Source organism: Hymenobacter sp. GOD-10R, assembly GCF_035609205.1.
GTDB lineage: Bacteria > Bacteroidota > Bacteroidia > Cytophagales > Hymenobacteraceae > Hymenobacter.
Genome location: NZ_CP141186.1, coordinates 33555 through 60247 on the forward strand (window position 1 = coordinate 33555; position 26693 = coordinate 60247).

The following is a 26693-nucleotide window of genomic DNA, read 5'->3' on the forward strand; positions in this document are numbered from 1 at the left end:
ATTAGTCTTCAACGAGCGAGGTCATCGAGGATAGTGTGAGTGTACAATGCGTAGCGTTGCTCTATCTTAGCGCTTCATGGAATTGATACCCCACCAGCCGGCATTAACGCGAGCACGGTTCCTAGCGGAGCTCGTCGAGCGCTTTCCTGCCGTAGCAGAAGACGTGCGGGAGCATGAAGGCTTGAGCCATTTGCAAGCGAGTGCGTGGGCGCGTTATGCCAATACATGTGTAGCTCACGGCCACCTGCAAGAGCTAGCCCGTGTTATTGACTATTTCCAGCAGACGGTCGAGCAGGTAGACAGTACGACAGAGAATGCACTATATGTGTCCTTTTTGGAGCACTCCCGTACGACCAACCTCAGCGCCCACCTGCAGCCCACACTGGACTTTATCCGCCAGCAGCAAGCTGGGGGCGGCGGCGATTTCCCCGAAGCCGTCGATCAGGCCCTGGCCGTGGCCGTGAACGACCTTTCCTGGACTCCCCACGCCAAAGCGCGGCTGTTGTTTTTGATTTTGGATGCGCCGCCCCATGAAAATCCGCAAGTGCTGGCCTCGCTGCAGCAGTCCATCCGCAAAGCGGCGGCCAAGGGCATTCGTCTCATTCCCCTTGCGGCCAGTGGCATCGACAAAAGCACGGAATACCTGATGCGGTCCCTGGCCCTGGCCACCAATGGTACCTACGTGTTTCTCACCGATGACAGTGGCGTCGGCGAGGCCCACCTTAAGCCCACCACGGACCAGTTCGAGGTCGAGCAGCTCACGCGCTTGCTGGTCAAGCTTGTGACCAAGTATGCCTACACAGCCGATTGCCAAGCCCCCACGCCTAGCTTGGCTGGCCCACCCAAGCCGGTCGTAGACACGGCGGCCGTGGCCCCTACCACCGCTCGGCCAGCCAAGGCCTCTGCGTGGAAATGTTATCCCAATCCGACCTCGGATATCCTGCACGTAGAGTGGGAAGGCGAGATCAAGGAACTATTGGTCACGGATGTGACCGGTAAAGTCGTGTTGCGAACGCTTCCCGCTCACCATCAAGCAGCCGTGCAGTTAAGTAACTTTCCTACGGGCATCTATTTCGTACGTTTCTTCACGGGAAAGAAATGGGAACAAGCGCGCTTCCTCGTCAGGCGATAGCACCTGAGCGGGGAGCGAAGGCATGGAAAGGTCTGTGCCAAGTGCAGTACAGATAAAAGGAAACGGATTGGCGCCCAGGCACCGGTGTCGCAAATCGCTCCTTCCGCTGAACGAATGAGGGTCTATAAGGAGGATTGAAAACCCACCTTTCCGTGAAATAGAGGCAGTCTTACAGCGAAGCTGTTCAGGGAAATCACCGTTTCCGTGAACGAAAGTCGTCCCTTACCTTGCCCTATGCTTGAGCTGATTCTTCGGGGACGGGTTGCGCCAAACGTTCTGAGGGCATTCCCTAATTTGACGCAGCCGTTTCGGGAGGACCCGAGCGTAGTCTATGCCTTCGTGATGCGCCAGGACGAAGACATTCCCCTTGGGACCACGTTCCGAGTCATTGGCCTGGGCGCGAACGGGCAGGAAGTGATGGAACAGTACCGCTTGGTGGCCGTGAGCCAGCAGTACGACCACCCTATGGACGAGATTCCACACGGCTGGAAGACCATCTGTGCTTTTAAGTGGCTGTCGGGTCCGCGTTCAATGATGGGCTTGCCCCTAGTAGGCGAGTGGTACGAGCAGAGCGTAACGGAACTCGTGCTCAGGGCGGAACCGTAACCGCACAAATGCTAAGCGGCCAATCCGCGTTGCACTTACATAAAGAGCGTTGCCGTATTTCTATTTGGTTCGATGAACATTAGCTGGCTGAACTATCCGCAAGGTAGAATAGCGTTTTGGAGTGCCTTGACCTTGTGTTGGGTTCTGGTGTTCGTACCCGGTTGGTTGGCGGGGGAGGATATCCTGTTCAAGGTAGTCGGGGCTGTCTTTTGGAGCGTTGCCCTTCTCTTCTGGCACTTTCAGGGCTATTATCTCACCCTGGAGTCACCGGCCACCTTGTGCTTCCGTAATGGGTTTCGCACGTTTCGACGGCCTTGCACGCAACTAGCCCGCGTGGAATCCATCAGCGGCTTTTCCTACCAACTGGTGTTGACCACAGGCGAGACGTTTCTGTTTTCAGACCATCCCATCCGGGGTGGGTTTGGTAAACAGCCGGAAAGAGCCGCCGAGCTGACAACAATGATCCAGGAGGCCTGCGCTAGGACCTAACAGCAGCGCCTAGCTCTCACCAAAGTACCACGCTGGTCATTGCTCAAGCAGAGGCTCAAAACCGTCACTTTTCCAAGACTTGTCCTGTAAGCTCAGTGGCTGTTGCAAAAGTCTACGGTCTGCTTTGGCGGGCGGGCGAAGCCCACTAGCTGACGACAGGGAAGCCTACCTTTCGCGGCTTTTTGGTTGCCTTGCTACTCACTTGCGCACCGAATAGGCTCCGTGCTCTGACTTTTGCAACAGCCACCTCAATTATGTTTATCAACTTTTTCCATAAAACACCGATTCTAATGATTAGGCTACTTTCTAGCTTTTGTCTAGTTTAAGCCTGCATTACAAAAGCAAGCCTCCCTTTTTCTTACTTACTGCCTAGGCTATAACGATATGAGCAGGTTCTTACTCACTGTAGGGCTTCTCGTAGGCAGCAGCTACAGCTGTTCTACTCATAAGCGGGAGAAAGTCGATGTGCACTCCTTGGTGGGAACCCAGTGGCGCAGTACGGATCCTGACTTTCCGGCTATGCAGTTGACCATTACAGCGAAAGCTCTCACCTTTCGTTCGCCCGAAGAGGAGCATCCTTATCGCATCCTTTCACACCAGCAACTACTCCTAGATCACGACACAGTAGAGTTAGTACTCGACCAGGCACACCGCTTATATCTTGAACCAACTAGTAAAGCCGTGGCTGAAGCCGAAGCCATTCAGGTAATCTACATGTATCCTTTTGAGCAACTAGAATAGTCTTGCCTCAAAGAGCGCTCAAAAGTGTTAGATAAGCCTATTGAACATAATTTCACTTCTCGGACCACTGATTAGCAAAACATCTGATAACCCTTATCATCGACGAGCATGGTAGTTATCTAGATTAACAGCAGAATCAAACTCGAAGATCAAAGGGGCATCCGCTTGCGAACTAGGCCTAGCGAGTAAGTGCTGCTTGGCTGGAGGAACTAGCTGATGCGGTACGCTTAGGTAGCGACCATGCGTGCGGCTCACCGCCTCATACTGCTGGCCCTGTATATACAGGCTAAACCCGATCGTGCCCATCTTCAGGTCAGCCTGCGGTCGATACCACATGTCTCCTAAGACACCTTTGAAGCGGCGTAACTCCTCGCGGGTCAGGCGATAATCGCCCCGGTTGTTGTGCAGGACGACAGCGTCAATCGTGTCCACCTCCACCAAGTCGCGGAAGCGATCCTCGTGCGCAGTACAGGCACTCAGCGTCAGCAGCACAAAGAGAAGAACGGGCGGGTGCATCAGTCGTTACTGGGAAAAACGTTTGAGCAACTTTCCCCGCTTGGAGTACACGGCGCTCACGTCTACATAGGGGATGTCTGGACAATGATCCAAGCCAGGTTCCCCTACGCGAATGTCGTAGCCCAAGCGGGCGCGCACCACTACCGTATCGCGTCGTCCATGTCGGACCTGTTGCTGGTAGTAGCGGTAAAAGGCCGTGGTATCCTGTGCCCGCCCCCTGGGATAGGGAACCAGCAACGAGGTACCGTGAAAGAGATAACGAACCAAGCTGTTGGGGTAGTCCATCTTCAGGACGCGGTAGGCTTGGTGGTATTCATCGCACTCCCATTCACTGGGCCAGACGATGGTCATGCGAGTGGGCGGCAGAAAACGGTGTTGGAAGGCCGCGATGGCTCCTTCGGCGCCGCGGTACAGCACCAAGCCCACAAACAGGAGGATAGGAAGCGCGAGCAAATCACCACCAACGAAAAGAAACCGCTTCCCCATAGGGCAAGCTAAGACCATCCGTCGAAAGAATAAAGGGATGCAAGCCTACTCGGATTATCAACACAGCAAGTTCTTCAACTTACGCAGGCTCTTTCTCAAAATAAGTCATGAACAGAAGGCCTATTTCTCGGGCAGAAGTGGGCCTTCTGATCTATTGCCCATTAGTCTACTTGATCCAGCCGCCACTACTTGGCAATGGTATTGCGGTAGCGTTTCCAGAGCCCGATCGTATACACGTCCTCTGTGAAAGCCCTCCTCTTGATCATTGGTAGTACGCTGACGTTGCTACTGTTCTATGTGCTTCATTTTAAACAGAACGCCACGCCAACCGCGCTACGTGTAGAAGAGCCGTACCCCGCCGCAACGCTGCAGCGCCTTCAAGCCAAGTATAACCTCGTGGACGTCTCCTTTGATACGGAGTGTCTCTATGCCGTTGGTGACCTTTCCGCCCTGTTGACCTCCATTATCGCCCAGACCTTGCCGGAGAAACACATCCACGTCGCGGAACACCTTTCCTCCGATCAGCGGCAGTATATCGTCACGCTTACCACGAAGGATACAACGGTGGTGTTCACCGCTGCAACCGATAGTGACTGGTTACCCGACCACTTCTTTACGGCGTTGGAAAACCTACCAGCGGCCTTTGGCTCGGAAAAACGGTTGTACAGCATCAACCCCGCGATGGGCTTGACAGGCCAAGAGGCTTGGTATTTCTGTGGCACAGAAGCGCACCTAAAGGCGGCACGTGCGGAAGGGCTTCCGCTAGTCTTTCCTCAAGAAGGCATCATAGACACACCGGAATACAAGCGCCTATATGGTAGTCAGTAACCGAAGGAGCACAACCGTTGAAGCAGCTATGCAAGTTGAATTCCACCGAGGCTGAGGAATATTTATTACTTTTTTAGCTTCTCGGAGTAGTTGATTAACATAACGCCTACTTATACGACTAGTATTTCATCTTAGGTCAAGAGCTGCTTATCTATGGAGTTTTCGCGCTCAGAACATGTATATACCATTACAGATTGGTACGATGGTGCTCGCACAGGCATTGCTGATTATCATGACCAGCCGCATTATTATGAGTGCCTTCAGTGGGAAGACTCGCCTCAGACTGCAGCCACGTATGCTCTGACTCCATTGGATGAGGAAACCTTCCAACTCGCGCTCGAGGACTGGGCGATTTGGCAGCGGTGGCAAGCCGCATTCAAGGCTGGTACGACGACCGAAGCGACGCATCCTGCCTTACCAGAAGACCAGGAGCGCCATGTCGTGCTAAGAGACCTATTGCGGGAGCGGCTACGCACGCGCCAAGACCTACATCATGTGGTGCAGGGCACGTTTCACTATGGCAGTGATACTAGAGTGGAATGGCAAGCTGTTTGACGCCCTCTCTGCTTAAGAGAAATAAGATAAAATCTATTAGCAGAAGGATTGACCAATCTGCCTTGAATCTTGATTTCGGTCATTAACATAACTTTTGATATTGGACTAGTCTCGGAATTAGTCTATGTTCAACTGGCTCGATATACAATCAAAAAATTGCATTCTGTTGCCAACAGCTTTATAACCACTTCTCCCACATGCCGCTTTTATGAATTTAGATTGGCTGGTTACTAATCGATCACAAGTAAAAAGCTTTCTAGAAGAACCGGCGTTTTACAGCAGCCCTTTACGGGAGTTAGCAGCCATTCGCTTGCCCTTTGAGCGTAAGGCTGACTGCGAAAAAGCTTTTGTAAGCGTTCGAAGCTTTTTGCGATCTAAACGAGATGATGGCGAGCAGAAGGAAACGCTGTTATGTTGCTTTTCCCTAGCAATGCTTCAGTACTTGGTTGTGCAAGAGAGATACACCTACGAAATACAGGACATAACCACTGAAAAAGGGAATTTGTGTTATCCTGTTTTGATCAGTCGCTACTTGGGCAATAAGGAAAAAAGTAACGTAATAAGCGCTACGTATAGGGCAATGCTGGTAGCGGGAAAAAGAGACAGTTTCAAGACGTTTTACTGGTATCTTTCTGCGATACCACCACTTGCACAGGTTTAGTTGACAGAGATTGAGCAGCAGTAGATTCATACTTTATTTGGAACGTTGCACAACGAACGTCACAAAAGCTACAGGTACGCTTGTAACATTACTTGAACGTTCTATTGGAAGACGTTATAAGCCTCCTTACACTTAGAAGAAAGCAAAGGCTTCCTTCTCCATTATGGTTTATTGTGCTCTTTTAAGCAGCTAGCTACTGGTACTGCTCCAGTTCGTGAAGCAAGTGGTTCTTCAGCTCGTGTGCTTCTACCACAATGCTCTGTAAGGTTTCAGTAGGGAAAGCCGCCACCTGGATGTTTTCTGCTTGCAGCTCATCTAGCCACGCTAAAAACTCCTCTACAGCCATTTCTTCGGTTTGGTAGGTTTGCCACTCGCCGGTCAAGAGCAAAGCGGCAAATGCTTCCTCTGGCCAGACCGGAATCATCGCTTGTCCTGAGTCATCGGCGAGCATGGTAATTCCTTCCGCATCGCGCAGCAGCCATATAGTTTCAACATCGGCTACCTTCCGAATGAGGTAGCCATAACGTTCTGGGGCCGGTAAGTTGAGGATGGATTGGCGTTTGTGCGGATTCATGTAGTGGGTAGCAACGAAGGAATAAGCAGGAAAATAGTGGAGGCAGTAAGGTAGGCCCGGTCTGCCTTACTATCAAACCGCTGTCTCTGCTACCAAACATCTATTGTAAGTACACTAGGTTGGACATTTTACAAACGGAGCCTTATAAAGTGTCCAGGATAGGTATATCTGCTTGATCTCCTTTCCCAACTGCCCCCTTTTAGGTTCTCCTTATCACAAAGGAGGATAAGATCATTCTGCGCCCTGTGGCTAATGGCCCAAGGTAGCTTGTAAGTGTTTGCGGTAACGCTTGACGCTGGAGAGGCTGATGCCAGTCAAGGCCACGGTTTCGGCCACGGACAGGCCTTTCTCCAGCGCTTTCCGCACTTTGGCTAAGTTCTCCGCATCGACCCCCTTCGGCCGGCCAATATGCTTGCCCTGGGCGGCGGCTAGTTGCTGGCCTGCCCTGGTCTTCTCTAAGATGCTCTCGCGGTCGTACTCAGCCAGTGAGGCGAAGATGGAGAGCATGAACTTGCCGGCCGGTGTGGTGGTGTCGATGCCCAGGTCCAGGGCTTTGAAGTGGATACCACGCTGGTGAAAGGAATTGACTAGGTGAATCACATGGTCGCGGCTGCGGCCCAGGCGGAAGAAGCGCGCCACCAGCACCGTATCGCCCTCGCGCAGCAGCCCCAGCAGCTCATCGAGTGCGGGCCGTTGCAGGCTCATGCCCGTGATTTTGTCCTGGAAGATGCGGTCGCACCCCGCCTTGGTCAGTAGGTCGAGCTGGGTGTCTAGGTTCTGGTCAACGGTGGAGACGCGGGCATAGCCGAAGACTTTGTTCATGGGTCAACAAGTTAGGTTCATAAAGATAACCAACTAGTTGTTTCTGGCCCGACTTGTTGAACCTATTTTTGAATCGTCTTTTGGTGGGCTGGGCTGCTCGGCGCTCGGGTTCAGGAAGCTATGACTTTCTGAGCTTCACCCCAACTAGTACTATTACCCTTTCTCCCCCCTTTAAAGCGTTAAAGCGACACTGGGCACCGGCTACGCTCGCTGGAAGTACCCTACCACAAACCATCTTACCTGACCAAAATCGATCCCGGGGCAGTAAGCCAGCAACGCAAAATAATCCCTGCTTACCCATAAGCCACCCCACAGGACGTCATTTACTATGAAAACGGACGTTCGTTACTCTTCAACGATACTCACCCGATTTTTTCTGTGAGCCAAGCCACAGCTTGCTCCTCCCGGGCAAAGGAGTCGTAAGGAAAGCCGTAGCGATGATGGGCTTCTTTTAGTAAATAGCTCATCCCATTCCGGATGGTGACATCTGTATTAGGCAGATAGGCCCCCTGTTGATAAGGGGTCTGGGTAAGTAAACGAGGGATGTAGTCCAGTAACAGCCAACTAGCATGGTCGCCGTAAGCCATCAGGGAACGGTGATCCACTAGCAGCTTGGAACAGGCGGTTGCGCGTAGGCTCACCAAGGTATACTCTAATAAGGGCCGAATAGCGGTGTGGTAGGAGCGGGCGTGCGGGTACCACGTTAATCGCAGGTACCCCGCTGACTCGAAGAATAGATGACCGGCCGCATTCAGAAAATTAAGTGCCATTTTCAATAAGATTGGACCACGAAGAATGCGTGTGAATGAGCCCATTTCTATCAGTCTGTGCAGAAGTTCTCCGCGGCAAGCAACTCAGGTGAGCGGAGTGCAGAAGAGACCTAAGCCAATAAGGCCGGCAATTCAATGCTAAAGGTGGTCCCTTGCCCTTCTCGGCTGACAACGGAGATTTGTCCCTGGTGCAGCTTGACGATCAGCTGGATGATGGACATCCCTAAGCCCGTACTCTTTTCACCCCGTAAACCGGTTCGCCGCGCCTGAGTAAACCGTTCAAAGAGCACGGGTTGCCATTGGGCTGGAATGCCAATGCCGGTGTCACGGACCGTCACCACTGCCTGTTGCTGGCGGCGCTCCACTTGCACGGTGACCTGGCCGCCATCGGGCGTGAACTTGAGGGCATTCGAGAGCAGATTATTCAGCACCTGCTGAAACTTGTTGAGATCTAGGCTCGCGTAAATCGGTCGCTCGGCGGCTGAGAAGCTAAATTGTACTGCCAAGTGCTGCTGGCTTAGTTGGTACTCGTGCAGAATGAGTTCCAGCCAAGCCACCAAATCCGCACGTTCGCGCTTGAGTTCCACGTTGGCCGACTCTAAAAATTCATGGTCCACAAAGTCTCGGATCAGCTTAACGCCGTCCGTACAGGTGCGCTCCATCAGCTGCAGTAGGTGCTGCGTGGAGGCACTCATCTCCAGCGTTTCGGCGCGCAGATGCTCGGTCAGCTGCTGGATCTGCGTCAAGGGCGCGGCTAAATCATGCGCGAGGATCTCCAACGTGGCATCCTTTTTAGTCAGGAACCGTTGCGTATGCAGCGCCATTTCTTTGGCCTGGGTGATATCTACGACACTGCCGCTCAAGTACTGCTGGTCTTGGCCGAGGCTTACCCGACTCAGGGTCAGAGAAAACCATTGCAGCCGCTCCGCTTCTAGCAGCACGCGTACTTCCACTTCGTGAATACGCTGCTCGCGTAGTACCTGAATAAACCGCCGTCGCAACATGAAACGATCGTCCGGGTGTACGCGAGTCAGCCAGTACGCTACGTTGTGGACTACTGCGCCCGCCGCGTTACCTAGCTCGAAGGCGGACGCGTCACTTAGGTACACGAACTGGCGCTCCCGCGGAGCGTAGGCGAAGTATACGACCTTGCTGTGCGTAATGAGCGGAGCAAAGAGCCTCATAAAATCAGGCATACCAATGAGAAGCAATAGGTGGTGAATGGGATGGTAAGGGCTTAGCCAGCCCTGCGGCTTACACGGGATCGGTTCCGTGGTGTTGGAAGGCCGCAATGCGTTGCCGCAACGTTGCTACTTCCGCTTCTAATGCCGCCGTGCGAAGCGCTACCTGGGTTGCCAGCTCTTGGGACAGGCGCTCCAACTCGTCTTCGCGCTGCCGCAACCTGTCCTCGATTTCCTTCTGCTTGTGGATGTCGACACTAGTGCCAAACCACTGGAGGATCTGGTCCTGGTCATCTTTCCAGGGCAGCGCCCGGCCGAGGAACCATCGGTACTCGCCGTCATGCCGGCGAAAACGGTACTCCATTTCGTACGGCTCCCCCGTGCGGATACAAGTCCGCCATTGCGTTAAGCACCGCGCTACGTCCTCGGGATGCACCTGGGCCTCCCACCCCCAATGCAGGGCTTGTTCTGTGCGCTGCTGCGTGTAGTGCGTCCAGTATGGGTTGAAATAGGTGACGGCCCCATCACTACCTGCTATCCAGAGCAGGGCAGGTAGCGATTCGGCTAAAAGGGCCAGTTCCTGACCCTGGTGCTGCGTCAGCAGCAAGCGTGCCTGCGTTTCCGTAATATCCTTGGTAATTCCTTGGAAATGGATAGGACGACTTCGCGCCTGGTCGAACACTGCCAGCCCCGTGGAAAGCACCCAGCGCACCTCTCCATTGGCTAGCAGCAAGCGGTGTTCCAGGGCCAAGCGACCACTACCGCTTGGATCCAGCGCCTGAGCCAAGTGCTGCTCAACCATTGTCCGGTCCTCGGGGTGCCACGCGCCCCGAATATCCTCCAGCGCTACGGGCTTATTTGTGGGCAAACCGAAGAGCTGTTTACAGCGGGCAGAACACGTGAAGTGACGCCGGAGCAAGTCAATTTCCCACACGCCAATGTCCGCCGCCTCTAAGGCAGCCGCCACGCGTTCCGGAGTTAAAGCAGAATCAAAGGGAATAGACATGCAAACCTATACAGGGAATAAATGGTTAGAAGGGGGTGAGTTCTAGCTCCAGCTCTAACCCTGATGGGAAGTACAGGCTCAGCTGACGCAGGCGCTCGTCCAGGGAACAGCGTAAGCGCGTGACCACGACCTGTACCTTGCCCGTGGGCAAGTGCAGAACGAGAAAAGGTTGTCCTTGCCGCCGGTGGCGTTCTACTTGCCACGTACCCTGGTGAACGCCCGAGGGAGTGTAGAGCAGGAGCACACCCGCCCCCAGTTGTACTCGCGTGCCCTCGCTCCACAAGCGCTCGGGCGCGGGGGCCGGACGCCCGCAACGGATGTTCCAGCATCCAAATAAGTGTTCCGCTGATACAGTCAGCAGATTAACATCGTACAAAAGGGTCAAAGCAGCCACGACTCGTAAACCGTTGAAAAAAATAGGTAGGTATTTCTGTGCTAAGCCAAGCTCGGTTATGCCGCTGCGGTGAATAGTTTTGCGTACGAATATGGATTCCTCACCTTAAGCCGACCTGCGATGAACCCCATGCTAGGTGACCCTTCCTCCGACCCAATCGTACCGCCTCAGGCGGGTTCAAAAGATGCTGAAGAGGCTACGGTTTCATCGGCGGGCAATTTAGGTATTACAAAAATAGAAAAAAGTAGTACACAAACGACGGAACAAGCCCCTGTTTTGCCGCCCCTGAGTGCTGCCCGCCGTCCGGGGCGTCCGCCCCGGGCCACGCCCGCTCCGGTTACCTGGTCGATCCGCGGGGTGAGTCCGGAAACACGCGCCGTGTTGGAGCAAGGGGCGGCGCGGGCGGGCAAAACCCTGGGTCAGTACCTCAACGAAGACGTGTGCCCCTTTGTCCAGCAGCAACTCCACGGCAAGCCCGCGGCAACGCCTTCCTTGCAGGAGGAGATCCAGTACCTGCGGCAGCTGGTGGAGAACCTAACCACCATGATTGCCGCCGGTACGGCCGGCGCAGGTGCTGACCTGTAGCCGTGGCAAGCCAATGCGACCGCTAGGGTAATGGGTTTTCGCCAGCGTCCTGGCACCGGGCACCGTGCCGGGCCGCTGGCGCCGCAAGCATTCGTAACGGGATGGGACCACCACTGGCAATAGATCCCTACCTCACCCCGTAATAAGTAGCCACGGCGTAGAGCCGCTTGAACTTGGCTGGCACAACTTGGTCGTAGCAAGACCTCCCCCAGGTAAGGCCGTACGAGCTGTTCCCGGTGGCAGGCGGTTTCCGGTAAGCCGCTACGTCCTAAATGGAACAACTGAATCAAGATACTCTAGTGGTTACAGTGCTAGATCGTACAAATATATTATTTTTAACAATGTTTTAATACTATCGTTGCACTCCTACGTGGATACGATGTATCTTCACAGAATGAATTATGCTTTCCTGCAACGACTGTTGGCATCTGTGGAGGAGTTTGAGGCACAGCATAAGGAGTCTCCAAGTGATGCGTTAGCGGACTTTGCTCAGTGGCTACATGTGCGCACCAGCCCTTCCTCGGATTTAGCAACGGTCACGCGAGAGGCAACGCAAGCTGCCGAGACTTTGGAATCACGCATCAGCAAGTTGATTACGTTTCTCTACCGCTACGCACGCTTCTACTCGCGCTTGGCGCTGGACGGTTCCGTGCTGTTCGCCTTCGAAGACTTTTCCTACCTGGTAACGGTGAACTGCTACGGCCCCTTGAGCAAAACGGAGCTAATCGCCCGTAATATCCACGAAAAGTCAAGTGGTACGGAGGTCATTAAGCGCTTGCTTAAGCAAGCGCTCCTTACCGAGCAGCCGCATCCCTCGGACCGGCGACGGCGCGAGTTGACGCTATCGAGTGAAGGCCGCCGGACCCTGTACCAAGTCTTCGAACGGATGCATCAGGAGGCCCATATGGTGGCCGGGAATCTGGATACTATTGAGCGTCACCAGTTGCTTTACTTGCTCTTAAAGCTAGACACCTTTCACTATCCTGTCTTCTCGCAAAACCGGGCTCCGACCTTTGAGAGTCTGATCGAAACGCACTTCCCACAATTACGTCGTATGGAGTCCTCCCGCGAAGGGGTGCCTTCTTGACGCAAGCGATCGCTGTGGTAGGAAACCAGGGACAGAGTCCGGCGTTTGCGGGGTCTTCCGCAGGCTAGGTAGTAGATTTTTTTACGCCAATGTGCTCATTTGCCCAGCGCAGCTTCACTCGCCATTTAGCGGGCAGCAAACCGGACAGCGCATACCCGTATTAGCCGCTAGGTGAGCTACGTTAAGGGCGGTACCCAGGACTCAGCAAAGAAAAGCCCCAGTTAAGCAACTGGGGCTTTTACCATTACCTTATCAGAAGCAGATTGCGTTTGCCAAGAGCCACTCTCAACAAAACGCGCAGTAAGTAAGAGATAAAATAATAGTCTTACAAAAAATATATAAAAGTATTACGTAAAATAATTACGTAAGTTAGTTCGGTGGCTGCCGTTCGCTTCCTAAAGTTACGAGATAGTAGGTGGCACTCCTAAATAGCCATCTTAGAGAATAGATCTACCTAAACTACTTAGCAGTTACCCCTTTTCGCGCCCCAGTAGCGGCTCCTGTACGCCCTGTTAACTTCTGCCCGCAAGGCAAGCCGCTTGTTACGCATGCTGATGAGCCTCCACGTGGTGGTACGCTCCTGCTCGTACTACGGCGGGACAGGCGTACCGGCGGTAAACAGAAATCCGGCCGGCCATGGGTCTTTTGCTCTCTTCCCGCTTCTTCCTATAATCTCTCAATGGACCCTGCCTCTACTGCCAAATACTCCTCCCTGCCAGCCTTCACCCACGTGCTACACCAGCACGGGGTGTATGCCGCACTAGGCTACTTGAACCGGGGTACTACCCACCGCTACACAGGCGTGTTTCGCTTTGCTGGCCAGCACTCGCGCAACCTCGTGCTCTTCGACCGCTATGACGCTCAAGTACGGCAAGGAGCCCAGGTACCCTTAGCCGAAGCATTCTGTGCGCTGGTGGGTCGCCAGCGCGAGTCCTTACAAATTTTGAATGCGCTCGCCGACCCCCGTGCCCAGCAGATCAATACCTTGGTCACATCCTACTGTGGGGTGCCCATCTACGATGCACAGGGACAGCTCTACGGGACCTTGTGCCACTACGATTTTAGCCTGTGTCAGGAGTCGCCTTTGAACCTGCAGTTGCTGGAAGCAGCGGCCCCGCTGCTATATGCAGCCTTAACCACGTCCCACTCGTAAAGACACCTAGCAGACGGTAATTTTCTGTGATGCAACTTGTTTACGCCTCTGCCTCGCTGCAGCTGCAACTCTGCCCGGCGCAAGAACTGCTCTACCTGGACTGGCAGCCTGGCGTCAGCTCCGAGGGGTTCCGCCAGGGGCTCACCGCTGCGGTCCTTACTACGCGCGGGCAGCGACTGCGGGGCTGGATCACCCAGAACCAGCACGTCTACCCCTTGGCCCCAGCCGAGCAGCTCTGGCTCCTGGAGCATGGCCTGCTGGCGCTACACCACAGCACGCTACAATGCGTCGCGGTCGTCGTGCCAGCAGACGCCTTTCAGGAGTGCGCGCCGGAATCGCTGATCCGCAGCACTCGCTCGTTGGTCTCCTACGCGATCGATTACTTTCCCACCCTGGCGGACGCCGAGTCCTGGGTGCATGCCGGGCCCGCCCACAAGACGCAGCCGCGCACCCCTACCTGGGATAGTCGCAGCTACTAGCCCCCAGCTTTCACCTGTTGTCAGGGCATCCAAACGGCTTAGCTTGCTCACCAGGTAAAAGCCTGGTTACTTAAACAGACCACGTGGTCAATCCCGGCCGCTGGTTACAGGTCCTGCACGCTGAGTAGAGTGGCTGAGTGCATCTATTCCTCACTTGTTCTATCATTCTGGTCCTGCCGCCCCTGCGGGTACTAGCGCTTTATGCCTACGTACAATTTACTTCCGCTCGTCTTGCTGCTCGCTGAGCCGAATAGGACTTACGAATATGAGTACTTCCAAGCTACACTATGGGAAGCAGTATAAACCCTAGCAGCAGTGACGGGTGTTCACCGCTTCGCACGTGTTATCCCGTTTAGGGTGGCACAGGTTGCGTTTCCACTCCTTTACTGTGGAGGCGCATGCGCCGGGTTGAACTTGGGACCGCCCTCACCGTTCGCTGCTAGCGAGCCGGTACCGGTGGCTGAAAGCGGAACCTTAGCCGTGTATTGGCCCTTGTTCGTCTGGATACTTCGCGTGGCCGGACGCGCCTTACCAGCCGGTCCTTTTACGTATACTGGTGCCGAGTACCTGAGCCGTGTGGCGAGTGCTCACCAGAGAGCTTCGGTGTGCGCGGCACCTGCACGGTGCCGTTCTCAGCACGGGAGTACGGGTAGGGCTGTGTCCAAGGCGTGTGCGAGGGCCTGCATTAGCGTGCGTTGCTGTTGGCGAAAGAGGTCAGGCTGCTGCCGGTAGTACTGGTAGGCGATTAAATACGCTGTTTCCATGGAGCCGAGACCCCGCGCCAGCCACGTACTCACGGGGTACTGCCATGGCGCGTCCGTCAGCGGGGAAGTCACTTGCAGAAGTACCGCCTGGGTACTGGCCGTGACGACCTGCACCCTCACCGTAGCGGGGGGAAGTTCATGCGTAATCATCTTACCGTCAGTAGCACGAAGACTGAGGTCATGGCTAGTAAAATAAGGGTTCGTGGAAAGAACAGATACGTATTGGCGTAATTTACGTAATACTTTTATATTTTTACGTAGTACAAAAAATATTGCTTCAGGCGCTGTGACTACGTACTTTTGCCCCGGCTTAGCTGGAAGCGGTCGCCCAAAGGTTTTGGTAATGTGTTGCTAAAGGCCTCGGTCAGTTGACCGGGGCTTTTATGGCTATACTTAGTGGCTCTCTCCTAAGTTCCGCGAGGTAACCTGACCTTCTTTTGCCTGCTCGTGTTACCCCCTGGAACTTGGTGAGAAGATAGATCCGTTCGCGTGAGTACACTTGGCAACGGTAGTAGGCGGTTAGGACTTAACCTGTTTGGTCAGTGAACAGGGCTGAGCTGGCTTGTGCGTCGGCGCGCAACTGCTGATGATACAACTGGCCGAATTCTGCCGCGGCCGCTAGCACGCGCAAGGCTTGTTGTCCCAGGAACGTGATTTGATATTCTACCCGCGCGGGCACTTGTTGTTGGGGTGTACGTAGCAGCAGACCGGTCGTGACCAGGTGCTTGAGTTCCTGCATCAGGATTTTGTCACTGATGTCGGGCACGAGTTGCTTTAGCTCGCTGAAACGCCGGGGCGTAGTGTCCGCTAATTGATGCAACAGCAGCAAGCACCACTTGCCACCGAGCAGCTCCCAAGTGGTACGGACCGGACACCGGGGTGTGATGTGAATCGGATTAGGGGACATGCTTACAAAAAGGTAAGTAAAGGGACCGAAACAATAGTTGTAAAGGTACGTATCTTGCCCTCCTTAAGGCTCTAATCCCGATTACCAGGGCGGTATTTTCGCTAGATTCTAAGCCGTTTTCTGTATGATTTATCAGCAACCAGAAGCTGCGGATTGCCTCAGGGCTCCGGCACGCCGCGTGTAGAAGTCGTCCCCGCCGTACTGGCGGCAATCATGGTGGTTAGGTTCTCCACCAGCTGCCGCAGGTACTGGATCTCCTCCTGCAAGGAAGGCGTTGCCGCGGGCTTGCCGTGGAGTTGCTGCTGGACAAAGGGGCACACGTCTTCGTTGAGGTACTGACCCAGGGTTTTGCCCGCCCGCGCCGCCCCTTGCTCCAACACGGCGCGTGTTTCCGGACTCACCCCGCGGATCGACCAGGTAACCGGAGCGGGCGTGGCCCGGGGCGGACGCCCCGGACGGCGGGCAGCACTCAGGGGCGGCAAAACAGGGGCTTGTTCCGTCGTTTGTGTACTACTTTTTTCTATTTTTGTAATACCTAAATTGCCCGCCGATGAAACCGTAGCCTCCTGAGAAGGTACTAGGTTCCTTCCTAACGGCTCACTTGGTGCAGCGAGATGGTCACCTAGCATGGGGTTCATGGCAGGTCAGTTTAAGATGATGGATCATGTTTTACTTCTTACGCAAAGCGATCTACCCTGGCAGGCATAATCGCATTTGATTCTGGTTAGCAAAGTTCCTTATTCATTCAGCGGGGCACAAGCCGTCGTTAACTTCTGCTTTTCTTTCCGATGCACGACAACTCCCCCTAGCAATTCCGAAAGGCGTGGTCAATTTATGGCTGGCAACCAGTGCTCCCGCTATTCCGACGGCCGGATAGACTCCCGACTTATCTTCCCCACTACGCGTTAATCGCCCTCACTGCCTGCACTACTAGAAGATACGTGTACTGGCGGCCTGCTAACCAGCAGGGTACTTCTTTCCCTAAGGCTGCTAAGTCCAGCAGGAGCTTTAACAACGATCAGCTACTGGTGCGGGGCACCAGCAGCTCGTGCACAAAGGTAACGGATTCCTCATTCTCAGTTAGACCGCCCCCTTTTCGAACCCACCCCCTCACGCTTGCATGACAACTTTTCTTGATTCTGCATCACCATCTGAACGCGTTGAAGCGGCCCTGGAGGCGGCGGGAATTGGCGTATGGAAGCTGGATTTGCTAGCTCACTGCTTCACCTGTTCCCCCCGCTGCCGACAGCTTCTCGGCTTACCCACGACCAGTCCCGTCACGCTAGCGCAGGCCCTGGGCGTTATACATGCAGAAGACCGCACAAAAGTTGAATACCAGCTGGCACAAGCACTGGACCCGAGCGGCACGGGTCGCTTTGCCGTCGAACACCGCGTGCAGGTACCTGGGGGACAGGTGCGCCAACTATTCTCGACGGGACTGGCTCTATTCGATCCTGGCCGTCGCTGGGCGACCCGGTTGCAGGGCATTATCAAAGATAGCACCGCCGGCCCCGCTACGCCTGGTTGGTTGCCCACTGAGCAGCAAGGATCCGGCGTGGCAGCGGTAACCGAGGTGCTGCCCGTCCTGCTCTGGATCTTAGCCCCGGATGCCACCATCATGTATTGCAATCCCTACTGGCGCCAGTACACGGGCTCGTCTCCGGCGCAGGCTTGGCCACAGGTACTCCACCCCGAGGATTTGCCCCGGTGGCGGAGCCAGTGGAACGCGTGCCTGCGCAACGGCGAACCGTATACGCTGGAGTACCGGTTTCGCCGCCACGACGGCGAATACCGGTGGTTCTTTGGCCGCGCCGTCCCTTTGAAGAACCACCGGGGGCACGTACAGCAGTGGGTCGGGGTCTGTCTCGACATCCAGGCGCAGAAGCAAACCCAGTAGCAGCGTGCCCGGAAACTCAGGTGGGCGTAGCCGATGGGATACGTGCTCGGTAGAAAGCCCGCGCTGCCTTTTAAAAGCTATCGATTTAACCAGCCGGTGTCGGCTGCTGGTCACTCCACTTCTCTCCCTTTGCGGTCGTTACCTATGAAGACCTTCTCCGCCATCGTACTCGTCGACGAGGATCCGATCTCGCGGTTTATCGCCCGGCGCGTACTGGCTCGCTTACGCTTGACGGACCACTTATTCATTGCCCAAAGTGGTGATCAGGCGTTGCGGGTACTGCAACACCTGCCCGCTGGGCAAGTAGCTACCAGCTTACTTCTGGTACAGGTCAGCGTGGTTACCAGCAGTACCATGGCCTTCCTACGGGCACGCCAACGCTTTGGGTTGGCACCACAAGCCGAAGTGATTGTATCCGCTTATCCTATGCCTGCGTGGCAGCTACGTCACTTGGAGGTGAAGCATCTTCTGCTCTGGCCCTTAACCGAGGAGAAATTAACCTACCTATTGCGCGAGTAGGGATGCTGAGTCCCTTCGTTCACGGCTAGCTGCCAAAGCGGCAGAACTTTCGCTGCCTGCGTCGGCTTTTGTTCGCCGCGCTATATAATCGGGCGCTGTCGGGCTGCTGACAAGGCCTCTACGTAAACGCTAGGGGATGTACGACCACGCCATGAGGCGCCACACGTGGCGAGATCACCTGCCAAGGCACTTGCGCAAGCGGTTTGTTGCTACTTCACGTGCTATCTTGCTCCACTAGCCGCATTCTTCCCTCGCCTATGCCAGCCGTAGATCTCGAAGCAGAACGTACCCTATCGGAACGAGCCCGGCAGGACTGGACCTTGGTGCAAGCCGCGTTATTAGGTCGTCAGGCCGCGTACGCAGAGCTCCTGCAGCGCTACCACCGGTCAGTTTACCACGTACTCTTGAAGATGGTACGCACGCCCGAGGAGGCTGAGGATTTGGCGCAGGAGGTCTTTGTCAAAGCCTTCCGTCGCCTAACCCAGTACCAGCCTTTGTTTGCCTTTAGCACGTGGCTTTTGCGCATCACTACTAATCACGGCATTGACTTTCTGCGCCGCAAGAAACGAATTGTGGCCCAGTCGCTGCACACGCCCCTGGCCACGGGCGACGAGGACAAACGCACAGCAGCAGTTCGTGACCCGGTGCCCGACCCGCAGGAGCAGCTAATTCGCCAGCAGCGCGTGGAGCTCGTGCAGCGCGTAGTCGAACGCTTGCCGGCCCGCTACGCACGCTTAGTAAGGCTGCACTATTTTCAGGAGTTAAATTATGAGGAGATAGCCGCCGCGCTCCACCTGCCCGTGGGCACCGTGAAAGCGAGCTTATTTCGGGCCCGGGCCCTGCTGGTAGAACTACTGCCCATGAGCCGCGAAGGTCTTTAAGGCTTGCGGCGGCGTTCCGCGTAAGCGGACGAGGCAGTCCTGCAGGCCTGCCTGACACGTTTGCTCGTGTGATAGGTAAACAAACGCGATCAGTTTCGCAGCTGCTGCTCGGCAATAGACCGAAAAAAAATCTGGCCGATCGCCCGACGTTTGAACGAGTCTACTGGGGCGTCCGAATCCGTGCCCTGACGCCGAGCTACGCAACCGGTTCGCAAGCAGCTCAAGGCCTGAAAAGTTTCGTCTCATGCGCCGCAACGAAGCTGGCGCCGGGTCAAGCCGCATAACCAGACCCTGCAGCCTGGTATAGTCATTGCCTAGCTAAGAGCCATGAAACGCAACCGGTTATCAGTCCCATCGAGCAAGCGCGCACGCTTCTGGTATCGCCCAACGGGCCTCGTCCTGCTAGCAGGATTGGTCACGTTGTTGCAACAGTGCGGGACTTTGTATACCTAACGACCATCCGGTGACCACAACGGAAGCAAGTAGCCTGCTCATGGTAGGAAGCGTTGTGCTCCCGTGCCAATGCATTGCATAAGGTTCTGCTCAGTACCTCTTCTCCAGGGAAAAGCCTAACGATAGCGCGCTTACTGCCGTTCCTGGCTTCGGAGTAAGCCACCCTAACTGGTTACTATCGCGGACGCACCATTCCACGTGAAAGCCACGGGCGCCTCACCGTCACCGGTTGCTGGCCACCCATGCGTTTACCCCCTCTCATCTTGAAGTTATCGCCGCGCCAGAGGCGCCGAACACTCGTGCTCAGTGGAAGCGCATACCCGTGAATAGCAGCCCAGTAGGACAATGAGCATATGGCATCAATAAACCAATAAAAAGTAGGAACAAATTGCTTTATAACAAATACTTATACAGCTTTATGTATAGGCCTTTCAAGCAGTTAGCTAAATCGTTTCGTCCCCTTTTTAGTCTATGTTTCTATGAATGCAACGTATTCCTCTGCTGACTATCCTCCCCCTACCCGTGCTAGTGCTAATCAGGAGCCCAGCATCGACAAAATCCTGCTAGTACTCTGTTGTATCTTATCTTTCTCCACCTTCCCGTATTGGTTTAGCGATATTAGCAGTAATGCCTCGCTTGTGAACGTCTTGCTTCGGCGCAACGGCTTGTTCCAAGAAACCTTGTCTTTCTGGGGGCACTTGCTGTTGACCATTGCCTGGCTCACGCTTTTCTACAAAGCCGGTGCTTCCGAGTGGGTTGGGTGGCGCATTTCAGGCATTCCACAAGTAACTAGCCTGTTCTACCGCAGCCAGAAACTCATGACCTGGGCGGTCCGCATCATTACCGGGCTATTGCTGGTGCTGCTGGCGTATCAACTCTACGCCACCTTACTTGCCTTTGCGGAGGGTGGCGCTTTGCCCCGAGGGCAGGTGCTGTCCGTGCTTTTGTTGGTCACCCTGCTTTTATTAACCTGGCACGTTCGCTACATCAATCCCCAGCAGCTATATGCCACTGGCTTGATTCCGGGCCGCGATCGCCCACTCTGGGTAAGCACGACGCCGGCGCAGATCGTCTACATGGCGGAGTTTACCAATGGCAACCAGCTGTGGGTGCGTCAGCCAACGGGCTTTGTCGATATCTCTTACCGGGACGTGTATGCCTTTGATGCCAACTCGTTATCCCACAAACTTTTTAGTGCCAGCACCGCGCAATCTGTCTTGGGTGATATCCGCTACAATCTCACCCTGTGGCCGGTTTTTGACAACTTCCCCACGCATCTAACGGCCAGCCAACTCTATGACCTGCAGGCGCGTCTGTCCGCTGATGTTGATATCACGACGGAAATCTCGGTCGCCCTCGACCGCCTAACCCTTATTAACTCCGTTACCAGTCGGTATCTTAACGCAGTCAGCGATGTGTACACCAAATCAGGTACTTCGATATTCGATGACGTCAACCGGGAGGTGTTCAGCAACTTTGACAAACTAAAGGCGAGTATCGACTTTGGGGGCTTGGAAGAAGACTGTCAAGCGCGCATCAGACACCATTTATCCCGCTTTACGGGGGTAGACAACGCCTTTGAAGTAGCCGAGTTCATTATCACGGACGTCCAGTTCTCGGACGGTGAAATCCAGCGAATGCTGAACGACATTCGGGAACGCGCGAAAGAGATTGCCAAGGGCCGCCGCAAAATGGAAGAGGAACTGGCAGGGGCGACAATCGTCGACGGCGGACAACCCGGGGTGAACGTGGGCAAACGGGCCGAAGATCGGCTAAAAGGCCTCGGTATCTTGCGCAGTAGCTTTTCGACCTATAAGCAAGAGCCGAAAGTGCTCTCGCCGGCGGAGCAGCAAGCCCAGTTTCAACAAACCGTGCGGCAGGATTCCAGTAAAGTACTAGACGTTTTGTTAGATCCCCGGCACAAACAACTGGGTCCCGATGCCATTAATAAATCGCTCTTAGTCGCTACATCACTGTTTGCTGACTGTAATATCTCTCCCGAATCCTTCGTGCATCGTTTTTTACAAAAAATAGATGGCAAGGAAGAACAGCCGGAGGAAGCGTGGCGTCAAGTAATCGAGGAAACGCTGTTTGAGCTCTTTTACAAGGCAGCCTGATGGACTTCTCCACCCTGAAAGCAACCTACGCCGTCCCGGTAGTAGCGGGCGTAGTGCCGACGCACTGGCAGCAGTGGCTGCAGCGCAGTAGGGCGGACCCGCTGGAGTGCGTAGGGCATGAGGGCTGGCACCAGCGCATTGGCTATCGCATTCTACAAATTCCGCTTTTTGACGAGAGCAGCCACGCGCAGAGCCGGGAAGAATACCACAAGAGCCTGCTGCGACAGAAAGCGTTTTTGGATACGGTTAGTAGTGCCTTTCTAGCGGTGGGTGGCGCCCCAGGCGCCATGCTGGAGCTACGCTTGCTGAACAACCCCGCCACCCGCGTCGTCGATTGCTACTTGCTCTTGCGCAAGTTGTTCACCCGACCGTCGGCCGCGGCAAGCCGCGAGTTAGTAGCCGAGTTTGAACGAATCTTGCCCGACGACTATATTTTGCAGCGGCTCCCCGACGAAGCCGCTATCCAGGCCTTGGTTCGCCTGGGGGATAACCACCTCGTGGAGGTGCGCAAGGACACGCGACTGGTACCGGTAGGCGGCTTCTACTCGCCCGATGATCCGGTGATTGCGCCCCCGAATTTGGGCAGTTGGGATGAAAAAACGCGGTTTTATCTGCCTTGCAGCCACTACATCCCCCCTAGTAGTTACAGTTGGCTCAACTTATTCAAGATGCTGCAGGCCGCTGAAGAAGGCATTCAGGTACGGCTATCGCTGGCAACTACTTCCGTCTTTGAGGTAGAGCGCAACCTGGCCCTGCAGTACCACGCCATGTTGGCGGCGACCTACCGGGGGGTAGCCAATCAGGACGTAGCGAGCTACCAGCAGTGCTACGCCAAGTATTTGTCCGCTAGTTCCCTGTTCACGTTCAAGATTCAGGTAGCGGCCCCGCACGAGACGCAAGCCATGGCCGTGGCGAATGCCTGCTGCACGCAGCTCTCCTTTGGCCAGGAAAAAACCCGGCTCATCTGCCACTCACTGTGCGAGGCCGACCGGAATCTGTGCCGGGGCGACTGGGAGGAAGGAAACCACTATTGCTTCGCCGTACCCGGTCTTACGGATGGAGTCCCGGAGGTTGATCCTACCGTCGCGGCCTTTACCCGTCGTCTCCCGTACTTGGCCGACGAGGTGGAAGCCACGGCGCTATTTCGGCTGCCCGTTGCGAACGCGGGCGGTCTGCCGGGGGTAGCCGCTAAACCCATCAAGCCCTTTTACCAGCCCACCCCGCGTCCACCCGCCGGGCCAGAGATAACCCTAGGCGAGATCGTAACTGCCGGGGCCGTCATCCGGCTGGCCGATGGCACTCCCCTGCCTAAGGACCAGACCTGGGCTGCCCACGCGTACTCGTTCCCGGTGAAAGACTTAACGAAGCACGGGTTAATTGTTGGCTCCACGGGCTCGGGCAAAACGAACACCACGCTGCAGTTTGTCAAAGCGCTAACTGAGCAACATATTCCCTTCCTGCTCATCGAGCCTGTTAAGTCCGAATACTACGCGGAGCTGCTGCCCTATTTCCAAGCCCAAAAGAAGGTCTTGCACCGCTTCAACTTTCGCCGCCCCTTGACCGCTGCCGGCGAGTGCCACCCGGAATACCTGCGGTTCAATCCGCTCCTCCCCATGCCCGGCATTTCGGTGACGCAGCACATCTCCTACATCAAGGGCTGTTTTAACGCGGCCTTTCCCATGCACGGCATCATGCCCCTAATTCTGGAAGAATGTCTGAACCTATTATACCAGGACAATTTCTGGCTAGCCGAGTCTGACTTTTTTGATCCGACGAAATCTCCGGTCTACATCAACCATTCCGCAACGGCTTGCCAGCCTGGCCATGATCGCCAGACCAGCTATCAACGGTTATACCCGCTTAGCTTAGCTTTCTTCGATGAGATAATCAAAGAGTATACGTCGAACGAAGAGTTATTTCCTGATGAAAAAACGCGGCTAGACTTTGGCAGCTATTTACAGCGCCGGTTTGTGCGCCTGACGAGTGGGTTGCTAGGCAACGCGCTCTGCCCCAACAAATGGGTGGATGCAACCGACGCGCCAGCACTCATTCCCAACAATATGCAGACGCTGCTGACGGAGCCCACCATTATTGAATTGGAGGACTTAGCCGACAATGAGGAGAAAGCCCTGATGATGGCTTTTCTGATGACCTACTTGTTCGAGTACCGGCAAACGCAGCCGTCCGCGACCAAGCGTAGCCCCGTAGCGGGCGAGCAACCGGCGGCTGGTCCCCCGTTGCACATTACCCTGATTGAGGAAGCGCACCGCCTGCTCAGTAGTGGCAGCGGCACGCAGGCCAGCGGCGGCGAGGAGGGGACAGCGACGCAGAGCAGCCAAGCGAAGGCGATCAGTCTATTTATCGATATGCTGGCGGAAATCCGGGCCAAAGGAGAAGGAATTTTTATTGTGGAGCAGATTCCCACCAAGCTCATCGCGGATGTCATCAAGAATACAAACCTGAAAATCATGCACCGCATAACGTCAAAAGACGACCGCGACTATTTGGGTACGGCGATGAGCATGAATGACCAGCAAAAGAACTACGTCAATAACCTGAAGACAGGGGAGGCTATCATCTTCGATGAACAGCTCGATAACCCGGTATTCGTTAAAGTAAATCCTTTCCAATGAGCAAGCATCCATCTAGCAGCAAACCGCTGGCCGACTTGAGAAAGAAATTTGGCAAATGGGAAAAGGATAGTTTCCGCCAAATTCCGGGCCTGCCGGTTGATGACCTGGGTAATCCCACAACGAATTTAAGTTTGCGCGAATTCGACCATATGGGGGGCAAAGTTATCGCGGGGTTCGGCTCCGACACGAAAATCCACGATGAGGCCCGGCTGATCCGCACCTATAACAGGCCGGGAGATGCCTTTCAAAAGGTTGCCTCTAAATCGTCCGCTGGCCTAGAAGCCAGAGTCTACCGTGACCGAACGACCGGCCAAATACTGGAGCAAAAAACCAAAGTATCCGATGCCCCCCGCCCAAAAGAACCTTCTTTCACGCTTAGACGCGAAGCTCTCGCGAATCCAGCTACCCCGAAAGAAAATGGGGATCGACAGACGGCCATGAAAAAGCAGGGCCAGGAGATGACGGGTAGTGCGGCGCGGGAGAAAGCCCGCGCCGACAAGGAGAAAGCGAATGAACTAAAAAAGCAGGGCCAGGAAATGAGCGGCAGTGCGGCGCGGGAGCAAGTCCGCGCCGCGAAAGCCCGTGCCGAGAAAGAGAAAGTAGAGGAAATGAAAAAGCAGGGGCAGGAAATGACCAAGCCCAAGGATAAGTTAACGACGATGGGAGAGAACGCCGAAGATACGACGGGGAAGGACGCACGGGCCACCGAACAGCGAGAAAAGAAGCTTGAGCCGTTCCGGGAGAATAAACGTCTCACGGAGCGATAATCAGGCAGGGTGACCGAGCCTGAATAGACGAAAAGACCGGTACTCCAAAAGCGAGCGAACAGCTATAGACAGATACATCAGACATTGCCCGTCTTGTCCTCTCCGGGATCCAGCCACCGTAGGCCCTGTCGACCGCAACATTCTTTTTGCATCATGTTCAGCTTCGTAACAGTATTCTTCCTGGCCATCCCCCATTGCGCCACGTGGGTATTTTCGAGCAGCCCTTGCCCGGCGCCCCTCCCTCGATTGTACGACAACAAGAAAGCACTTATTGAAGCAAAAGGTCCCTTTCTTCCGGCCTTTTCCCTCGAACTGCTTGAGGACCCCGCTTGCCCGGACGAACGCATCTACCAAGTGCGCTTAACCTAAGTAACGCTGGTACGGGGAACGAAGGCGGTCAGCCCGACCATCGTCGTGGTCATGAGCAGGAGCTCTTCTGCTGTGGTGTCCCGAATGTCGCCCAGCAAGTGCAGCAACAGGCTCTGGTCCGATTGCGTAACGTACACGTGCGGGCCGGTATAACGGCGCAAAAAGCGCACATTGGTCAGGTAGTGCGTGCGACTGTCTTGTCCTGAAATGAACTGTGTTAAAAGTCAAGAGTTCGAGGCAAGTTTAGAGGTAAAATCAGCTTGATACGGTACGCCGGATTTGATGATGGCAAAGGCTTGTTTGAGCAGCTTGTTACAGACAGCAATCAAAGCCACTTTACCGTTCTTGCCTTTCGCGACGAGTCGATCATACCAGGCCTGACAGGCTGTATCCGTTTTTTAGCCGCAAAGCTGCACATGAACAGCTTACTGCGAATCAAGCCCCCACCCATCTTGGTGATGCGTACCTTTCCGCGGATGCTGGTGCCCGAACTGTGCTCACGAGGGGAGAGACCCGCTTTGGCAATGAGCTGGCGATAGTTGTCGAGACGGGCAAAGCCGCCCGCAAACAACAGCAGTAGGCCCGCCGTCTTGCGCCCAATACCCGGAATGGAGCACAACAGAGTCATCTCCTGGGCATAGTGTTGCTCCAACAGCCGCAGTAGTTCCGCCTCAATGTCGTGGAGCTGCTGATCGAGTTGTGTCCAAATTTGCTGGAGCCGTTTGAGCGCGAGCTTACTCACCACGGGTTGTTGCTGCAAGGCTTCCAAGGAGTTACTGATCATGGTTTTCTGTTTGAGTAGCTGCTCGCTGACTTGCTCCAGCTGTCGGCACTCTACTAACACGGTTTCATCGGGCTGCCAGGGCTTTACCACCTGCTGCTGGCCGTAGCGCAGCAGCCACTGCGCATCTTTGCGGTCGCTCTTGCCTTTGCCCAGGTGCATCTGGATAAAGCGCTTGATCACTAGCGGGTTGAGTACCGCCACCTGTCCTTTCTGCTTATACAGATAATACGCTAGGGCGAGGTAGTAGCTGCCGGTAGCTTCTAACACGAATACGCAGTGCGTACCACAAGCCTGCACAAGCTGCTGAAAGCCCGCTTTGGTGTTGGGTACTTCTACATGCTTCAGCTGCTGACCGACCTGATAACAGACCGCGAGCGAGGCTTTACTCACATCAATACCGACGACAGGCATAGGCGATGGCAGGTTCATGCTGAAAGGCTGAAAAGATGAACAGAAAGGGCGAAAAGGAGTTCTAGGGAGTCTTTATCTATCCTGATACAGGCTCGCCGGCCTTATGGAACTGTCCAAAGTAACCCT

At 54.9% G+C, this 26693-nt stretch carries 31 protein-coding genes; 18 read left to right on the forward strand and 13 right to left on the reverse strand.

The features are described 5' to 3' along the window. The first annotated feature begins 76 nt into the window (after positions 1-76). The 4 genes from SD425_RS27740 (at position 77) to SD425_RS27755 (ending at position 2968) form a co-directional block, all read left to right on the forward strand. The gene (locus SD425_RS27740; RefSeq protein ID WP_324680175.1) at positions 77-1132 is read left to right on the forward strand and encodes a DUF7674 family protein; all 1056 of its coding nucleotides are present in this window, start codon (positions 77-79) and stop codon (positions 1130-1132) included. Between the two features lie 234 nt (positions 1133-1366). Then, positions 1367-1738, forward strand: coding sequence for a hypothetical protein (locus SD425_RS27745; protein ID WP_324680177.1), 372 nt, complete (start codon positions 1367-1369; stop codon positions 1736-1738). A gap of 72 nt (positions 1739-1810) precedes the next feature. Next, positions 1811-2227, forward strand: a complete 417-nt coding sequence (locus SD425_RS27750; RefSeq protein WP_324680179.1) for a hypothetical protein — start codon at positions 1811-1813, stop codon at positions 2225-2227. A gap of 384 nt (positions 2228-2611) precedes the next feature. Beyond that, positions 2612-2968: a hypothetical protein gene (locus tag SD425_RS27755; RefSeq protein WP_324680180.1), complete on the forward strand. Its 357-nt coding sequence runs from the start codon at positions 2612-2614 to the stop codon at positions 2966-2968. 96 nt (positions 2969-3064) lie between these two features. Here the strand turns inward: SD425_RS27755 and SD425_RS27760 are convergent, their stop codons facing one another. After that, positions 3065-3484, reverse strand: coding sequence for a hypothetical protein (locus SD425_RS27760; RefSeq protein WP_324680182.1), 420 nt, complete (start codon positions 3482-3484; stop codon positions 3065-3067). 6 nt (positions 3485-3490) lie between these two features. Beyond that, positions 3491-3970, reverse strand: a complete 480-nt coding sequence (locus tag SD425_RS27765) for a hypothetical protein (protein WP_324680184.1) — start codon at positions 3968-3970, stop codon at positions 3491-3493. 243 nt (positions 3971-4213) lie between these two features. On the opposite strand from SD425_RS27765, the gene SD425_RS27770 reads away from it, so the two are divergent. The 3 genes from SD425_RS27770 to SD425_RS27780 all read left to right on the forward strand — a co-directional run bounded on the left by SD425_RS27770 (position 4214) and on the right by SD425_RS27780 (position 6014). After that, positions 4214-4798: a hypothetical protein gene (locus SD425_RS27770; RefSeq protein ID WP_324680186.1), complete on the forward strand. Its 585-nt coding sequence runs from the start codon at positions 4214-4216 to the stop codon at positions 4796-4798. Positions 4799-4951: 153 nt separating this feature from the next. Further along, positions 4952-5353, forward strand: a complete 402-nt coding sequence (locus tag SD425_RS27775) for a hypothetical protein (protein ID WP_324680188.1) — start codon at positions 4952-4954, stop codon at positions 5351-5353. Positions 5354-5561: 208 nt separating this feature from the next. Then, a complete protein-coding gene (locus SD425_RS27780; RefSeq protein WP_324680190.1) occupies positions 5562-6014 on the forward strand; it encodes a hypothetical protein in 453 nt (150 codons plus the stop codon). Between the two features lie 193 nt (positions 6015-6207). Here SD425_RS27780 and SD425_RS27785 read toward each other — a convergent pair whose 3' ends face one another. The 6 genes from SD425_RS27785 to SD425_RS27810 all read right to left on the reverse strand — a co-directional run bounded on the left by SD425_RS27785 (position 6208) and on the right by SD425_RS27810 (position 10761). Then, positions 6208-6588, reverse strand: a complete 381-nt coding sequence (locus SD425_RS27785) for a DUF2750 domain-containing protein (protein WP_324680192.1) — start codon at positions 6586-6588, stop codon at positions 6208-6210. A gap of 249 nt (positions 6589-6837) precedes the next feature. After that, positions 6838-7410 (reverse strand): recombinase family protein, encoded by a 573-nt coding sequence (locus tag SD425_RS27790; RefSeq protein WP_324680194.1) that lies wholly within the window; start codon positions 7408-7410, stop codon positions 6838-6840. A gap of 362 nt (positions 7411-7772) precedes the next feature. After that, positions 7773-8180 carry a hypothetical protein gene (locus SD425_RS27795; RefSeq protein ID WP_324680196.1) on the reverse strand — a complete coding sequence of 136 codons (408 nt, stop codon included), beginning with the start codon at positions 8178-8180 and terminating at the stop codon, positions 7773-7775. 110 nt (positions 8181-8290) lie between these two features. Beyond that, positions 8291-9364: a sensor histidine kinase gene (locus tag SD425_RS27800; protein WP_324680199.1), complete on the reverse strand. Its 1074-nt coding sequence runs from the start codon at positions 9362-9364 to the stop codon at positions 8291-8293. A gap of 70 nt (positions 9365-9434) precedes the next feature. Next, positions 9435-10367, reverse strand: coding sequence for a PAS domain-containing protein (locus SD425_RS27805; protein WP_324680201.1), 933 nt, complete (start codon positions 10365-10367; stop codon positions 9435-9437). 25 nt (positions 10368-10392) lie between these two features. After that, positions 10393-10761 (reverse strand): hypothetical protein, encoded by a 369-nt coding sequence (locus tag SD425_RS27810; protein ID WP_324680203.1) that lies wholly within the window; start codon positions 10759-10761, stop codon positions 10393-10395. Between the two features lie 120 nt (positions 10762-10881). Here SD425_RS27810 and SD425_RS27815 point away from each other — a divergent pair, with 120 nt between their 5' ends. From SD425_RS27815 to SD425_RS27830, 4 genes are all read left to right on the forward strand, one after another. After that, the gene (locus SD425_RS27815) at positions 10882-11346 is read left to right on the forward strand and encodes a hypothetical protein (RefSeq protein WP_324680205.1); all 465 of its coding nucleotides are present in this window, start codon (positions 10882-10884) and stop codon (positions 11344-11346) included. A 394-nt stretch (positions 11347-11740) separates the two neighbouring features. Further along, positions 11741-12433, forward strand: coding sequence for a hypothetical protein (locus SD425_RS27820; protein WP_324680207.1), 693 nt, complete (start codon positions 11741-11743; stop codon positions 12431-12433). Between the two features lie 679 nt (positions 12434-13112). After that, a complete protein-coding gene (locus SD425_RS27825; protein WP_324680209.1) occupies positions 13113-13586 on the forward strand; it encodes a GAF domain-containing protein in 474 nt (157 codons plus the stop codon). Between the two features lie 26 nt (positions 13587-13612). After that, complete coding sequence (locus SD425_RS27830) at positions 13613-14065, forward strand: hypothetical protein (RefSeq protein ID WP_324680211.1); 453 nt, start codon at positions 13613-13615, stop codon at positions 14063-14065. Between the two features lie 632 nt (positions 14066-14697). Here the strand turns inward: SD425_RS27830 and SD425_RS27835 are convergent. From SD425_RS27835 to SD425_RS27845, 3 genes are all read right to left on the reverse strand, one after another. After that, on the reverse strand, positions 14698-14979 hold the full coding sequence (locus SD425_RS27835; protein WP_324680213.1) for a hypothetical protein: 282 nt from the start codon (positions 14977-14979) through the stop codon (positions 14698-14700). Between the two features lie 376 nt (positions 14980-15355). Further along, positions 15356-15736, reverse strand: coding sequence for a helix-turn-helix domain-containing protein (locus tag SD425_RS27840; protein WP_324680216.1), 381 nt, complete (start codon positions 15734-15736; stop codon positions 15356-15358). A 158-nt stretch (positions 15737-15894) separates the two neighbouring features. Then, positions 15895-16218, reverse strand: coding sequence for a hypothetical protein (locus SD425_RS27845; RefSeq protein ID WP_324680218.1), 324 nt, complete (start codon positions 16216-16218; stop codon positions 15895-15897). 638 nt (positions 16219-16856) lie between these two features. On the opposite strand from SD425_RS27845, the gene SD425_RS27850 reads away from it, so the two are divergent. The 7 genes from SD425_RS27850 (at position 16857) to SD425_RS27880 (ending at position 25372) form a co-directional block, all read left to right on the forward strand. After that, positions 16857-17633 carry a PAS domain-containing protein gene (locus SD425_RS27850; protein WP_324680220.1) on the forward strand — a complete coding sequence of 259 codons (777 nt, stop codon included), beginning with the start codon at positions 16857-16859 and terminating at the stop codon, positions 17631-17633. 144 nt (positions 17634-17777) lie between these two features. Further along, positions 17778-18152 (forward strand): hypothetical protein, encoded by a 375-nt coding sequence (locus SD425_RS27855; protein WP_324680222.1) that lies wholly within the window; start codon positions 17778-17780, stop codon positions 18150-18152. 257 nt (positions 18153-18409) lie between these two features. Continuing rightward, positions 18410-19033, forward strand: a complete 624-nt coding sequence (locus SD425_RS27860; protein WP_324680224.1) for an RNA polymerase sigma factor — start codon at positions 18410-18412, stop codon at positions 19031-19033. Between the two features lie 1091 nt (positions 19034-20124). Beyond that, positions 20125-21603: a hypothetical protein gene (locus SD425_RS27865; RefSeq protein WP_324680227.1), complete on the forward strand. Its 1479-nt coding sequence runs from the start codon at positions 20125-20127 to the stop codon at positions 21601-21603. Then, positions 21603-24236 carry a hypothetical protein gene (locus SD425_RS27870; RefSeq protein WP_324680229.1) on the forward strand — a complete coding sequence of 878 codons (2634 nt, stop codon included), beginning with the start codon at positions 21603-21605 and terminating at the stop codon, positions 24234-24236. The genes SD425_RS27865 and SD425_RS27870 overlap by 1 nt, the downstream gene beginning before the upstream one ends. Next, on the forward strand, positions 24233-25003 hold the full coding sequence (locus SD425_RS27875) for a hypothetical protein (RefSeq protein WP_324680231.1): 771 nt from the start codon (positions 24233-24235) through the stop codon (positions 25001-25003). The genes SD425_RS27870 and SD425_RS27875 overlap by 4 nt, the downstream gene beginning before the upstream one ends. Before the next feature lie 153 nt (positions 25004-25156). Further along, positions 25157-25372: a hypothetical protein gene (locus SD425_RS27880; RefSeq protein ID WP_324680233.1), complete on the forward strand. Its 216-nt coding sequence runs from the start codon at positions 25157-25159 to the stop codon at positions 25370-25372. Here the strand turns inward: SD425_RS27880 and SD425_RS27885 are convergent. After that, positions 25369-25542: a hypothetical protein gene (locus SD425_RS27885; protein WP_324680234.1), complete on the reverse strand. Its 174-nt coding sequence runs from the start codon at positions 25540-25542 to the stop codon at positions 25369-25371. The two genes, SD425_RS27880 and SD425_RS27885, sit on opposite strands and share 4 nt — an antisense overlap. A 155-nt stretch (positions 25543-25697) precedes the next feature. Then, entirely contained in the window at positions 25698-26585 is an 888-nt protein-coding gene (locus tag SD425_RS27890) for an IS110 family transposase (protein WP_324680236.1), read from the reverse strand. Between the last annotated feature and the right edge of the window lie 108 nt (positions 26586-26693).